Source organism: Halomarina salina (genome assembly GCF_023074835.1).
Classification (GTDB): Archaea; Halobacteriota; Halobacteria; order Halobacteriales; family Haloarculaceae; genus Halomarina; species Halomarina salina.
This window is the reverse complement of record NZ_JALLGW010000002.1, coordinates 631,208-644,541: the sequence shown is the minus strand read 5'-3', so window position 1 is coordinate 644,541 and position 13,334 is coordinate 631,208. Positions and strand designations below refer to the sequence as shown.

10 protein-coding genes are annotated in these 13,334 nt (G+C 68.7%); 5 read left to right on the top strand and 5 right to left on the bottom strand.

The genetic code is table 11. The features are described 5' to 3' along the window. Positions 1–9: 9 nt before the first annotated feature. Positions 10–1,998, bottom strand: a complete 1,989-nt coding sequence (locus tag MX571_RS19165) for an AMP-binding protein (protein ID WP_247420087.1) — start codon at positions 1,996–1,998, stop codon at positions 10–12. A 122-nt stretch (positions 1,999–2,120) separates the two neighbouring features. Between MX571_RS19165 and MX571_RS19160 the strand changes: the two genes are divergently transcribed. Continuing rightward, positions 2,121–2,726, top strand: coding sequence for a GNAT family N-acetyltransferase (locus MX571_RS19160; protein WP_247420085.1), 606 nt, complete (start codon positions 2,121–2,123; stop codon positions 2,724–2,726). A gap of 64 nt (positions 2,727–2,790) precedes the next feature. On the opposite strand, the gene MX571_RS19155 is transcribed toward MX571_RS19160, so the two are convergent. After that, a complete protein-coding gene (locus tag MX571_RS19155) occupies positions 2,791–3,693 on the bottom strand; it encodes a DMT family transporter (RefSeq protein ID WP_247420083.1) in 903 nt (300 codons plus the stop codon). A 248-nt stretch (positions 3,694–3,941) separates the two neighbouring features. Here MX571_RS19155 and MX571_RS19150 point away from each other — a divergent pair, with 248 nt between their 5' ends. From MX571_RS19150 to MX571_RS19135, 4 genes are all read left to right on the top strand, one after another. Further along, a complete protein-coding gene (locus MX571_RS19150) occupies positions 3,942–4,424 on the top strand; it encodes an Lrp/AsnC family transcriptional regulator (RefSeq protein WP_247420081.1) in 483 nt (160 codons plus the stop codon). 194 nt (positions 4,425–4,618) lie between these two features. Next, positions 4,619–6,295, top strand: a complete 1,677-nt coding sequence (locus MX571_RS19145) for an acyl-CoA mutase large subunit family protein (protein ID WP_247420079.1) — start codon at positions 4,619–4,621, stop codon at positions 6,293–6,295. Positions 6,296–6,554: 259 nt separating this feature from the next. Then, positions 6,555–6,941 carry a methylmalonyl-CoA epimerase gene (gene mce, locus MX571_RS19140; protein WP_247420077.1) on the top strand — a complete coding sequence of 129 codons (387 nt, stop codon included), beginning with the start codon at positions 6,555–6,557 and terminating at the stop codon, positions 6,939–6,941. Between the two features lie 139 nt (positions 6,942–7,080). After that, on the top strand, positions 7,081–10,845 hold the full coding sequence (locus MX571_RS19135; protein ID WP_247420074.1) for a PKD domain-containing protein: 3,765 nt from the start codon (positions 7,081–7,083) through the stop codon (positions 10,843–10,845). Between the two features lie 101 nt (positions 10,846–10,946). On the opposite strand, the gene MX571_RS19130 is transcribed toward MX571_RS19135, so the two are convergent. From MX571_RS19130 to MX571_RS19120, 3 genes are all read right to left on the bottom strand, one after another. Continuing rightward, positions 10,947–11,552 (bottom strand): NUDIX hydrolase, encoded by a 606-nt coding sequence (locus MX571_RS19130; RefSeq protein WP_247420071.1) that lies wholly within the window; start codon positions 11,550–11,552, stop codon positions 10,947–10,949. Positions 11,553–11,614: 62 nt separating this feature from the next. Next, positions 11,615–12,631, bottom strand: a complete 1,017-nt coding sequence (locus MX571_RS19125; RefSeq protein WP_247420068.1) for an NAD(P)H-dependent flavin oxidoreductase — start codon at positions 12,629–12,631, stop codon at positions 11,615–11,617. Between the two features lie 55 nt (positions 12,632–12,686). After that, on the bottom strand, positions 12,687–13,331 hold the full coding sequence (locus MX571_RS19120; protein WP_247420066.1) for an FAD-binding oxidoreductase: 645 nt from the start codon (positions 13,329–13,331) through the stop codon (positions 12,687–12,689). Positions 13,332–13,334 lie beyond the last annotated feature (3 nt).

The window sequence follows — 13,334 nt, the reverse complement described above, 5'->3', positions numbered from 1 at the left end:
CGCGTCCGACTAGCGGGCGTCTTCGACCTCGTCCAGCGCGTCCGGGTTCTCGATGCTGCTCATGTCGCCGAGGTCCTCGCCCGTGTAGGCGGCCTGGATGGCGCGGCGAATTATCTTCCCCGACTGCGTCTTCGGGAACTCGTCGACGAACAGCACCTCGCGCGGGCGGAACGGCTTGCCGAGTTCCTCACCGACCTGCTCGCGTAGTTCCCCGCGCAGGTCGTCCGACTCCTCGTAGCCCGCGTCGAGGATGACGTAGGCGACGACGGCGGTGCCCGTCGTGTCGTCGGGCGCGCCGACGGCGGCGGCCTGGTTCACCGCCGGGTGGTCGATGAGCGCGCCCTCCACCTCGGCGGGACCGACCTTCCGCCCGGCCACGTTGAGCGCGTCGTCCGCGCGGCCGTGGAGGAACCAGAAGCCGTCCTCGTCCTGCTGTGCCCAGTCGCCGTGGTCCCACAGCGGCGGGTCCTCGAAGGAACTCCAGTAGGTGTCGAGGTAGCGCTCGTCGCCCTCCCAGAGCGACTTCGTCATCGACGGACAGGAGTCGCGGGCGACGAGGAACCCGCGTTCGTGGTCGTCGGCGACGCTCTCGCCCTGCGAGTCGACGATGTCGACGCTCATCCCGAGCCCGGGCTTGCCGAGGGTACACGGTTTCAGGGGCATCCCCGGGAGCGGCATGAGGAAACAGCCGCATATCTCGGTCCCGCCGGAGATGTTGATGATGGGTATCTCGCCGTTCCCGACGTGCTCGTAGAACCACATCCAGGACTCGGGGTCCCACGGTTCGCCCGTCGACCCCAGCAGGCGGAGCGAGGAGAGGTCGTGACCCTCCAGCCACTCGTCGCCTCGTTTCCGGAGCGCCCGGATTGCCGTCGGCGAGATGCCGAACACCGACAGGTCGTGGCGGTCGATCATCTCCCAGAAGCGGTCCGGTTCGGGGTGGTCCGGCGCACCCTCGTACATGAACACCGTCCCGCCGAGCGTGTGATTGCCGATGAGCGTCCACGGCCCCATCATCCAGCCGATGTCGCTCACCCAGAAGAACCGGTCCTCGGGGCGGTGGTCGAAGCTGAAGTAGATCTCCTTGGGACACTGCACCCCGACGCCCGCGTGGGTGTGGACGATGCCCTTCGGCTTTCCCGTGGTCCCCGAGGAGTAGAGCAGCATCGACTCCTGGCCCGACGGCAGGGACTTCGTCTCGTAGTGGTCGTCCTGTGTCTCGACTGCGTCGGCCCACCACGCGTCCCGCGAGTCGTCGAACGGGACGGTGAGGTCGGTGTCCTCGTCACTCGCCCCGAGCCGGTCGAACACCACGGTGTGCTCGACGTGGCCCGCCTCCTCGATTGCCTCGTCGGCGGCGTCCTTCAGGGTGACGTGCGACCCGCGCCGGAGGAAGCCGTCGCCGGTGAACAGGACCGAACACTCGGCGTCGGCGATGCGGGTGGCGGTGGCGTCGACGCCGAACCCGGAGAAGATGGGGACGGCGATGGCGCCGACCTTGAAACAGCCGTAGAGGATGGAGACGACCTCCGGCACCATCGGCATGTAGAGGCCGACCGTGTCGCCCGTCCCGATGCCGACCGATTCGAGGTAGTTCGCCACCTCGTCGGTCTGTCGTCGGAGTTCGTGGTAGGTGACCTCGCGCACCTCGCCGTCCTCACCCTCCCAGATGGTGGCGACCTTGTTGCGCGTCTCGCTGTCGCGGGCCGCGTGCCGGTCGACGGTGTTGTGCGCGACGTTGAGTTTGCCGCCGACGTACCAGTCGGTGAACTGGGGTCCATCGCTCGTGTCTCGGACCTGGTCGTACTCCTCGTAGAACTCGATGCCCAGGTACTCCGGGAGGAGGTCCCAGAACCAGTCGACGTCCTGCGAGCGCTCGACGAGTTCGTCGTAGCCGTCGACGTCGAACTCCTCCATGAACGCGTGGACGTTGGTCGCCTCGACCGTCTCCCGGTCGGGCTCGTACACCACTTCGTCGAGGTCCGGCAGGCTGCTCATGCCCCGGTGTGCTCCGGGAGACGCCAAGTAAGTTGGCTCCCCCGCGCGGCGGTCGCTCCCCGCTCCTCCGCGCGATTCCGTCCCGGAGAACGTTTTTGCCGTTGCCGTGACAACCCGACTCCATGTACGTGAGGGACGCGAAAAACCGAGAAGAGGTGTGGCTGCTCGACCACATCGAGGCGATGGGCCTCGACGAGCAGTCGTTTCGGTCCCGTGACTACGTCGTCGCCGTCGACGAGGAGTCGAACGTCAAGGCCGGGTTCGGCCGCGTTCGCATCCACACCGTCGACCCCGAGGAGACGGCCGACGACGGGGGGTCCGCGGAGGTCTGTGAACTGACGAGCATCGGCGTCCTCGACGGCTGGCGGGGCCAGGGCGTCGCTGCGCACGTCGTCGAGCGACTCGTCAAGACCGCCATCGACGACGGGTTCGAGGACGTCTACGCGCTGACCGACGAGCCGAACTACCTCTCGCAGTTCGGGTTCCGAGCGGTCGACACGGAGAACCTGCCCGCGACGCTGCGCGAACGACTGGAGCGGAAACGGGAGGACATCGCGCCCGACGCCATCGGGATGCACCTCGACGTGCGCCGGTTCCGGATGCCCGAGCGACTGCGCGAGCGGTTCAAGACGGCCGCCGAGGCCCACGAACCGGAACCCGACCCGGACGCCGAGGAGTTCGGTATCGACCCGGACCAGGCGACCTACAAGTACGACACGGGGCGCTGACCGTTCGGGCACTGACCGTCCAGCCCCCGACCAGCGCGGTACTCGCGGCGCCGCCCGGTCGACGTTACGAGTAGGAGGGCGAGCCCCGACCGACGATGCGTTCCCCGAGCGCCGCGAGCGACTCCCGCTTCAGGAGCGCGAACCCGAGGAAGATGACGGCGAACCCCGTCGCCGTCGCCACGTCGACGAACTCGCCGAGGACGAGCCAGCTCATCAGCGCCGCGACGACCGGTTCGAGGTAGCCGACGAGGTTCAGTTCCGTCGGGCCGACGCGGTCGAGCAGTTCGAAGTACAGCAGGAACGCCACGACGCCCGAGATCACCGTCAGGTAGACGAACGACGCGACGGCGGGTACGGTCAGGCTGACGTCGACGAGTCGTTCGCCGCGCGCGACGCTCGCGCCGTGGAGCATCGCCGACCCGAGGAGCATCGCCCAGCCCTCCATCGTCGCGACGGGGAGGTCGGTGTCGAACGGGCGCGTGAGGACGCCGCCGAGCGCGAAGCTCGCGCCGCTGAAGAAGACCAGCGCGATGCCCACCGCGTCCGCGCCGAGCGCACCCGGGTCCGGGTTCGCGACGAGGACGACGCCGACGAAGCCGAACGCCAGTCCCAGCACGCCGAGGCCCTCGATGCGACCCTCGCGGAGGACGAGCGCCGCGAACGCGACGGTCATCACGGGCGACAGCGAGACGATTACGGCCGCGATAGCGCCCGAGACGTACTGTTCGCCCATGTAGAGCAGGCCGTGGTAGCCGGCGATGATGAACGCGCCAGCGACGAGCGTGACGAGCCACTCGTCGCGTCCGCGCGGTCGCCAGCGGTCGGTCGTGACCGCCGCGTAGCCGAGGACGACCAGCCCCGCCACGTCGTAGCGGAGCGCCGCGAACAGCATCGGCGGGACGTGGTGGAGGCCGACCTCGATGGCGACGAAGGAGGTGCCCCAGAACGTTGCGAGCAGTGCGAACATGAAGGGTGTACTTGGGAGGATTTTCCAAAGATAGCTGCGGACCATTGGTGTCTACTACAAGCTCGAAGCCTGATACGTTTAAACCCTTCTACAACGATTCAGGATAGAGTAGAACGATAGTGTGATGTTCGAGTTGATAACTGTTGCTAATTCGGATATAACCGGGATAAACGGAATATCAGTTGGTCGCTCTTCGAGCCACACATTGCACTCGGTGGATAGTTGGTGCTTCGTGACGAGCGAGACGCATGGACGAGCGCGACGTGCGCCTGTTGCGGGCAATCACGGACCTCGGTACGGGCAGTCCCGAGGCGCTCCACGAGGAGACGGACATCCCGGTGTCGACCATCCACTACCGGCTGAACAACCTCCGCGACGAGGGCGTCATCACGAACGACCTGTACGACATCGACCTCGACGCGGTCGGACTGGATGTCACCGTCGTCGTCGAGATCCTCGCGGACCTCGACGACCGCCCCGCGGTCGAAGACGAGATACTCGCCATCGAGGGTGTCACCCACCTGTTCTCGACGATGGGTGAGACCGACTTCATCGCCATCGCGCGCCTGCCGGACGCCGACCAGGTCGGCCGCCTCATCGACGACTTCGAACACGTCGACGAGGTCGAACGGACGAACTCGACGTTCGTCATCGACTCGATTCGAGAGGATTCGCGAGCGCTGGGGTCCTACGAGGTGGAGACGCTGCTCGATGCGCTCGTGGACGAGTAGCGAGACGCGAACACGGTGAGCGTCTCGGGTACGCGAACGGTGAACGCAGTGAGCTGTGAGTAGCGTGGCTCGGACTGAGCGAACTACGTAAGCGAAGGAGAACCACGAAGTCCGAGCGGGGAGCGCCGCGACCCGCGGGAAGTAGACCGCCCACGAGGACAACGGTTAGTAACCGGGCGGGAGTCGGCTAGAGTATGTACGACGAGGAGGACCTGCGAGCCATCCGCGAGGGCCACGAAGAGTGGGAGGAGGAGACGCTCGGTCCCACGCTCGACCGGTTCGGGGAGCGCAAGAAGCAGTTCACGACCGACACCGAGGGTCACGAGGTCGACCGCCTCTACACGCCCGACGACGTCGCCGAACAGGAGTACGACGAGGACCTCGGCTTCCCCGGCGAGAAGCCGTTCACGCGCGGGCCGTACCCGACGATGTATCGGGGGCGACTGTGGACGATGCGTCAGTACGCCGGGTTCGGGACGGCCGAGGAGACCAACGAGCGGTTCCGGTACCTCATCGACAACGGGTCGTCGGGGCTGTCGATGGCGTTCGACCTGCCGACGCAGATGGGCTACGACTCCGACGACGCGATGGCGGCGGGCGAGGTGGGGAAGTCGGGCGTCGCCATCGACTCGCTCGACGACATGGAGACGGTGTTCGACGGCATCCCGCTCGACGAGGTGTCGACGAGCATGACCATCAACGCCCCCGCGAGCGTCCTGCTGGCGATGTACGTCGCGGTCGGCGACAAGCAGGGCGTCGACCGGTCCGAGCTTCGGGGGACCATCCAGAACGACATCCTGAAGGAGTACGCCGCGCGCAACACGTTCATCTTCCCGCCGGAGCCGTCGATGCGCATCATCACGGACATCTTCGAGTTCTGCGCGGACGAGGTGCCGAGCTTCAACACCATCTCCATCTCGGGGTACCACATCCGCGAGGCCGGTTCGACCGCCGCCCAGGAGATCGCGTTCACGCTCGCCGACGGTATCGAGTACGTCGAGCGGGCCATCGAGGCCGGGCAGGACGTCGACGAGTTCGCCCCACAGCTCTCCTTCTTCTTCGCGTCGTACAACAACATCCTGGAGGAGGTTGCGAAGTTCCGTGCCGCCCGCCGGATGTGGGCGCGCATCATGGAGGAGCGCTTCGGCGCGGAGGACCCGAACTCGATGAAGCTGAAGTTCCACACCCAGACCGCCGGGTCCACGCTGACCGCCCAGCAGATAGAGAACAACGTCGTCCGCGTCGCGTACCAGGCGCTGGCGGCCGTCCTCGGCGGGACGCAGAGCCTCCACACCAACGGGAAGGACGAGGCGCTGAGCCTCCCGACGGAGGAGTCGGTCCGGACCGCGCTGCGCACCCAGCAGATTCTCGCCCACGAGTCCGGCGCGGCCGACACCATCGACCCGCTCGCGGGGAGCTACTACGTCGAATCGCTCACGGACGACCTGGAGGCGGAGGCGACGCAGCTCATCGAGGACATCGACGAGCGCGGCGGGATGCGCCAGTCCATCGAGGACCAGTGGGTCCAGCGCCAGATACAGGACGTCGCCTTCGAGCGCCAGGAGGAGATCGAGGAGGGCGAACGCGTCATCGTCGGCGTCAACGAGTTCCAGAGCGACGACGAGGTGGACGAGGACGACCTCGCGGAGGTCGACGAGGAGGACGAACAGCGCCAGATCGAACGCCTCGACGCGATGCGCGACGACCGCGACGAGGAGGACGTCGAGGAGTCGCTCGACGCACTCCGCGACGCCTGCGCGAGCGACGCCAACGTCATGCCGTACATCGTCGACGCGGTGAAGGCGTACGCGACGACCGGCGAGATATGCGACGCGATGCGCGACGTGTTCGGCAAGCACACCGGGGCGTGAGCGCGACGCGACGACGTGCGGTTCGCGGTCGGCCACATCGCCGTGCGCAGTCGCCGGCGGCATCGATCTCCGCACCCCGACCGTGACCCCACGCATGCTCGCTGACGTTTCGGTGGCTCTGGGCACCGTGGTCGCCTTCGCGCTCGACCTGTGGCTGGACCCACGGCCCGGCCGGGCGCAGTAGTTCCCCGCACGTCCGCATCCTCGTCGTCTCACTGCCAGCAGGACGCTTATTGCACCGACGGACGCACGTCGGGCCATGCAGTTCCATCACGCGGGAATCGCCACCACGGACTCGGACGCGATGGCGTCGCTGTTCTCGACGCTGTTCGAGACGCGCGTCGTCCACGAGGAGATGCTCGACGACCTCTACGTCCAGTTCCTCGACGTCGGTGACGGCTACTTCGAACTCCTCGAACCGACCGAGGAGGGGACGGTCCAGCGCTACCTCGACAAGAACGGGCCGGGCATCCACCACCTGGCGATGGCGACCCAGAACATGCCCGCGACGCTCCAGCGTGCCCAGGACAACGGCGTCCGCCTCATCGACGAGGAGCCACGGCCCGGCGCGTGGGGTCACGAGGTCGCGTTCTGCCACCCGGACTCGACCGCCGGCATCCTCGTCGAGTTCGTGAGCGAGCACTGACCGCTCGACCGTCGCGGCGGCTCGGGAGCAGCGTCTTCGTCCGCGTCGGTACGCCTCGGGAGACGACATAGTTCTCCGTACCCGAACGAAAATTCAAACGAAAAACATTAACGGCGGATGTGTGGACTGCCGCGTGTCAATGCGACGACGCACATTCCTGACGGCACTCGGTGCGGGCGCGGCATCGCTCGGCGTGACGGGGGCGGCGAGCGCGGACCTGCTCCAGTCGAGCGACACCATCGACTCGCTCGTGTTCGACTCGACGGCGAGTCTGCTGAACGCGAACGGCGAGCCGCTGACCGACGACTCGCTCGTCGCGGTCTGGGCCGAGCCGACGGCGTACAACGGCGACGACGACGGGGAAGAGAACGCCACCATCTACCCCGACGGGACACCGATTCCGCTCGTCGCGAGCGCGGGCACCGTCGTCGGCGTCGGTGCCCCCATCGGTCAGGACGACACGGACTTCAGCTACGGCAACGAGGAGTTCCTGCTCAACGTCTTCGACGTGAAGCTGGGCGGCGACGGGACCGTCCTCTGGGACGAGGGCCACGACCAGTTCTACACGCTCTCGAGTCACGGTTCGTTCGAGCAGTACGCGGAGGACGCGGGGTACGACCTCCGGGCGACGACGGACGTGCTCGGCGGCGCGTCGCTCACGTTCCCGTCCACGGCGAGCCAGGTCGCCCCCGATGGCGGGGCACTGACCGACGCCTCGACGGTGATGGTCTGGGCCGAACCGACGGCCCAGAACGTCGACGACGCCGGCGACGAGGCCTCTCACATCTACGCTGCCGACGAGGAGATACCGCTCGTCTCACGAGACGGTGACGTCGTCGGGTTCGGGACCCCGGAACTGATAGCGGACGGCGAGTTCGACGGTGCGAACGAGCAGTTCGTGCTCGCACTCCTCTCGTCGACGGTCGGGGACGGCGGAACGATACTCTGGGACGACGCCCACGACACCTACTACGACTCCTCGAACTTCGGGTCGTTCGCGGAGACCGTCGAGAGCGAGGGCTACGCGTTCGAGGCGACCACGGAGTCGCTCGCGGGAGGTTCCGACGGCGGCGAAGCGGGCGACGACGTGCTCGTGGCCGACCCGGGAACGCCTGGCGAGCCCTCGACGCACACCTGGACGCTCGAGGACCTCACCTTCGGGGAGGCGGGCGCCGACGGCGACGAGGTCGACACGATCACCGTCGAGTACGACGCGGCGAGTCTCGACGGGCTCGACCAGGACGACGTCACGGTGACGATGACCCGGACGCTCTCGGACGGGACCGACACGAGCGAGATCAGGGTCAACCAGGGGAGCTACAGCGGGTCGGCGGCGACGTTCGACCTCTCCGGGCGCTACCAGACCGACGTCGCGGGTCCCGTCGTCGTCGAGATCGACGGCGTCCAGAACCCGCCGACGAGCGAGGTCGCGACGATCACGCTCGAAGGCGACGCCGACCCGGTCTCGGTCGAGGCCGACCTGACCGTCGGCGATGGGTCGGACGGCGGCGACTCGGCGCTCGACGGCGCGGACCTCCTCGTGATCCCCTCACCCGCAGAGCCGTACCCGGACGCGGAGCTCGCGGCGGTCGCCGAGCACGTCGCCGACGGCGGGAGCCTGTTCCTGTTCGACGAGTCGGAGTTCACCAACGAGGAGACCGCGAACCTCGACGAACTGGCGTCGAGCCTCGACCTCTCCTTCCGGTTCAACGCCGACCAGGTCGAAGACACCGAGAGCAACGCGGGTGCGCCGTACGTCCCGACGACGTCGAACTTCAACGATGCGTTCGACGTCTTCGACGGGCTCGGGTCGGCCGGGCTTTCCGATGCAGACGGCCTCGTCGTCACCTCGCCGTCCGCCGCGTTCTCCGCGGCCGAACGCGACGCGCTCGCGACGTTCGTCGAGTCGGGGGGGTCGCTCTTCCTGTTCGACCAGTCGGACTACAACGACTTCGACGAGACCGCCAACCTGAACGAGGTCGCGACGGCGGTCGGCGCGCCGTTCCGGTTCAACGACGACCAGGTCTACGACCCGGAGAACAACGCCGGTGCCCCGTTCGTCCCGACGACCTCCGAGTTCAACGCCGACTTCGAGTACTTCGACGAGCGAGAGGGCCTCAGCCTCGAACTCGACCGCGACGAGACGTACCTCGTCGAGGTCGTCTCGGTCACCGACGGTGACACGGTCGACGTCCGGTTCGAGGAGGGCCAGGAGCAGGCTATCCGGACGCTCGGGTTCGACACGCCCGAGACGGGAAGCGCGACCAGCACCGAGCGAGCCGAGGAGTGGGAGGGCATCGACTCGTACGACTACCTCGAAACCGCCGGTGAGGCGGCGACGGCGTTCGCTCGGGAGCAGCTCTCCCCCGGCGATACGGTCGGGCTCTCGTTCGACGCGACCGAACCCGTCCGGGACGAGTTCGGCCGTGTCCTCGGCTACCTCACGTACGACGCCGACGGTTCGGGGAGCCGCGACACGCTGTACAACCGGCGCGTCGTCGAGGCGGGCCACGCCCGCGTCTACGGGTCGGGGTTCGCTCGCCACGACGAGTTCCTCGCGGCGGAGTTCGCGGCCCGCGACGCCGGCCGCGAGGTCTGGTCGGAGAGCGACCCGTTCGACTCCTCGCCCATCCGTGACCGTCCCGTCGAGGACCTGTTCTTCCCGACCCCGACGAGCGTCGTCACCGACTCCGGGCCGGTCGACGACGACCGCGTCCCGGTGTTCGCCGCGCCGAGCGCGACCCGGAGTGGGGGAGACGTCTCCACCGACGGTGACCTCCCGCTGGCGGCGGTCGACCTCGACAGTCGAGTCGCCGTGTTCGGTGCTCCTCTCATCAGCGAGACCTACGAGGAAGCCGAGGGGTACCCGGTCGACACGTCCGGCTACGAGAACTTTGCGTTCGTCACGGAGCTACTCGACGACCTGAGCGCACGCGACGACGACACGGTCCTCATCGAGGGCGGCCACGGACAGTTCGGCCTCTCCTACTCGCTGTCGAACGAGGACGCCGCGTACTACCAGCGCTACCTCGAAGGGCGGGACACGCTGTTCGAACAGGTGAACGACCTGACGACCGAGGCGTCTGCCGAGCGCCTCGCGTCGGCCCGCGCGCTCGTCGTCACGACGCCGGCGAGCGCCTTCTCGGACGCGGAACTCGCTGCCGTCGCGTCGTTCGCCGACTCGGGCGGTGCGGTCGTCCTCATGGGGAGTGCCGCCGCCCCTGCCGACCAGCGCGGCTACCTCGACGAGGTGGCGACCGCCCTCGACTCCGACCTCCGGTTGGGGAGCGGGAGCGTCACCGACGAGGAGTCGAACCTGAACGGCGACCCCTCGATTCCGGTCACGTCGAACCTCTCGGAGGTCGACACGGACCCGGCACCCGAGCGGCCGCCGGTCGCGACCATCGACCTCGCGACGACCGAGGCCACCGTCGGCGAGCGACTCGCGTTCCGCGTCGACGACACCTCCGGCAGCGGCCGGTGGATAACGGCGCTCGACTGGACGTTCGGCGACGGCTCCGCCGACGAGGGCTGGTACAGCGCCCACCGCTACGACGAGGCGGGCGAGTACACGGTGACGCTGACGGCCACGGACAACACCGGCGCGACGACCACCGACACCGTCACCGTCGCCGTCTCCGACCTGAGCGACCCCATCGCGCGCGTCGTCCCGAGCACGACCGACGCCTCGGTCGGTGAGCGAGTCACGTTCAGCGTGCGGGACACCTCGGGCGACGAGCGCTGGGTCGACTCGCTCGACTGGACGTTCGGCGACGGGACCAGCGGGAGTGGCTGGTGGAACGCGCACAGCTACGGTTCCGCTGGCAGCTACACCGTGACGCTGAGGGCCACGGACAACACCGGCGCGACGACCACCGACACCGTCACCGTCACGGTCGAGTGAGCGGCGCGCTGTAGCGCCCCGCTCGCGTTCTCCGTCTCCTCGGCGACGCTCGCCGCACCACGCCGCGCCGCGCTCTACGGCCGCGACCCGACTGGCTCACGTCACTGCCGTTCACCGAACCACTCCGCCGCCTTCGTCTCGGTCGCTGGGTGGATTCGGGCCGGTGGCTCGCGGAACCACGCCGCGCCGTGGAGTTCGCCGGGCTGGATGCGTATCTCGCCGCCAGCGTAGTCCGCGTCGAAGAAGCCGTACAGCATGTGGTTCACCCGGTCGTCGTCCGGGTCCGTGCAGTGGCGCTCGACGCGTTCGAGGCGGAAGAGGTCGGTCACCTCGCAGTCGACGCCGGTCTCCTCGCGGACCTCCCGAACGGCCGCCTGCTCGTACGTCTCGTCGTCCTCCTGTCCGCCGCCGGGGACGCCCCATCCCGAGTCGTCACGACCGAGGACGAGCAACGCGCGCTCCTCGTTCCGGCCGGGGAGCGCGCTCTCCGGCATCGACTCGGTGAGGTCGGCGAACTGCTCTCCCGTCCGGGTGACCCAGCAGTACGCGCCGCCGACGTAGCCCGCCCGCGACCCGGCGACGAACTCCTCGAACTCGTCGGGCGGCGACTCCCAGCGCGTCTCGACCAGGTCGACGCCCTCGCGGCCGTACTCCTCCAGCAGTCGCTCGCGACGCCGCTCGACCTCCGCTCGGTTGATGGGGGTCACTGTGGTCCGAGCGAACTCGTCACGGAGTCATCAGTCGCTCGAACTCGGGTCGCCGTTCGCGGTCACCGGTCACGACGGCTCCCGGCGAGGCGGCCGACGGTCGACTCGGCTCCCGCCACGAGTCGCTCGACCACCTCACCCGCGGGCGGCACGTCCTCGATGCTCCCGACGCCCTGCCCCGCGTAGAGCGCCATCGCCTCGGCGTCACCCTCGACGGCGGGCGTCGGCGGGTCGTCGTCGTACCGTTCGACGTCGTCGTCGCCGAGAGAGGCGACGCGCTCGCCCTCGTTCGGTCGCTCGCCTGAGACCGGCCGACCGGCGGCCGTCCACGACTCGACCGTCGAGTTCCGGAGGACGCGATGGTCGCGCCCCGGCCAGCCACCGTCGAACAGGTCGGTTCGACGGGTGTCGGTGCCCGCCGCGTCGAGGAGGTGCTGGCGGTACGTCGGGTGGCTCTGCGCCTCCTCGGTCGCGACGAACCGCGTGCCGAGGAACGCGCCGTCGGCTCCCAGCGAGAGTGCCGCGGCGAGACCCCGACCGTCGACGATGCCGCCGGCCGCGAGGACCGGCACGTCCACCGCGTCGACCACCTCCGGGACGAGGGCCACGGTGGAGACGTCGCCGTCGAGGTGACCGCCCGCTTCGGCACCCTGCGCGACGACCACGTCGACGCCAGCGTCCGCGACGGAGCGAGCGTCGGCGGCGCTCCCGACCATCGCCACGGCGAGCGCGTCGGCATCGTGGACACGCTCGACGTACGGCGCGGGGTCGCCGAACGAGAACGCGACGACCCGCGCGCCAGCGTCGAGGCAGGCGTCGAGGTGGTCGTCGGTCGGGTACCGTCGCGTCGCGTCGTCCAGTACGAGGTTGACGGCGAACGGGGCGTCGGTCAGCGACCGCGCCTCGGCGATGGCGTCCCTCGTCGCGTCGGGCGAGCGCCACGTCACGGCGAGACTCCCCAGACCGCCCGCCGAGGAGACGGCCGCGGCGAGTTCGGGACAGGTGACGCTCCCGACCGGGGCCTGTGCGACGGGGTGAGCGACGCCGACGGTGTCGGTGAACCGGGTCGTCAGCGACATAGCTGGTGTTCTCGAACCGCCGAGAAAAGCGTGTCCTCGGGTCGACCGCTGGTCGTCACTCGGGAGGCGCGCCGAACGACTCGACGGCCGCCGCGTCGACGTCGAAGTCGTTCTCGACCAGCGCGTCGCTCGCCAGTCCGACGAAGTCGTCGAAGCCGTAGACGAACACGGACTCGTCGCCGGCCGCCTCCTCGACGGCGGCTTCGAGACCGTCCGCGTCCGAGACGAGCGTGACCGTCGCCCCCGCGCCCGACAGCGTCGAGAGACGGTCCTCGTGGAGGGGTTCGTCGTCGAGGTAGACGACGGTGGCGTCGTTGTCCTCCGCGAGGGCGCGCTCGGCGATGCCGACCGCCGCGCCGACGCCCGGCCCGCCCGCGAGGACGAGTGCGTGCGCCTCGCCGTCGTAGTGCGCGTCGCCGAACGGCCCGGCGACGGTGACGGTGTCGCCGGCCGAGAGGTCAGCGAGGCGCGCGCCGACGACGCTCTCGGGGTCGTAGGTGAGCGTCACTTCGAGCGTCTCGTCGGTGTCGGGCGACGAGAGGGTGTAGAAACGCGACTCGACGTCGCCGTCTATCTCGACGCCGAGACGGACGAACTGGCCGGGCTGGGCGACGAATCCGTCTGGCGTCTCGAGTTCGAGTGCGACCGCGTCGGGGCCGACGCTGGTGACGGTGGTGACTGACGTTTCGGTCTGGTCCATACG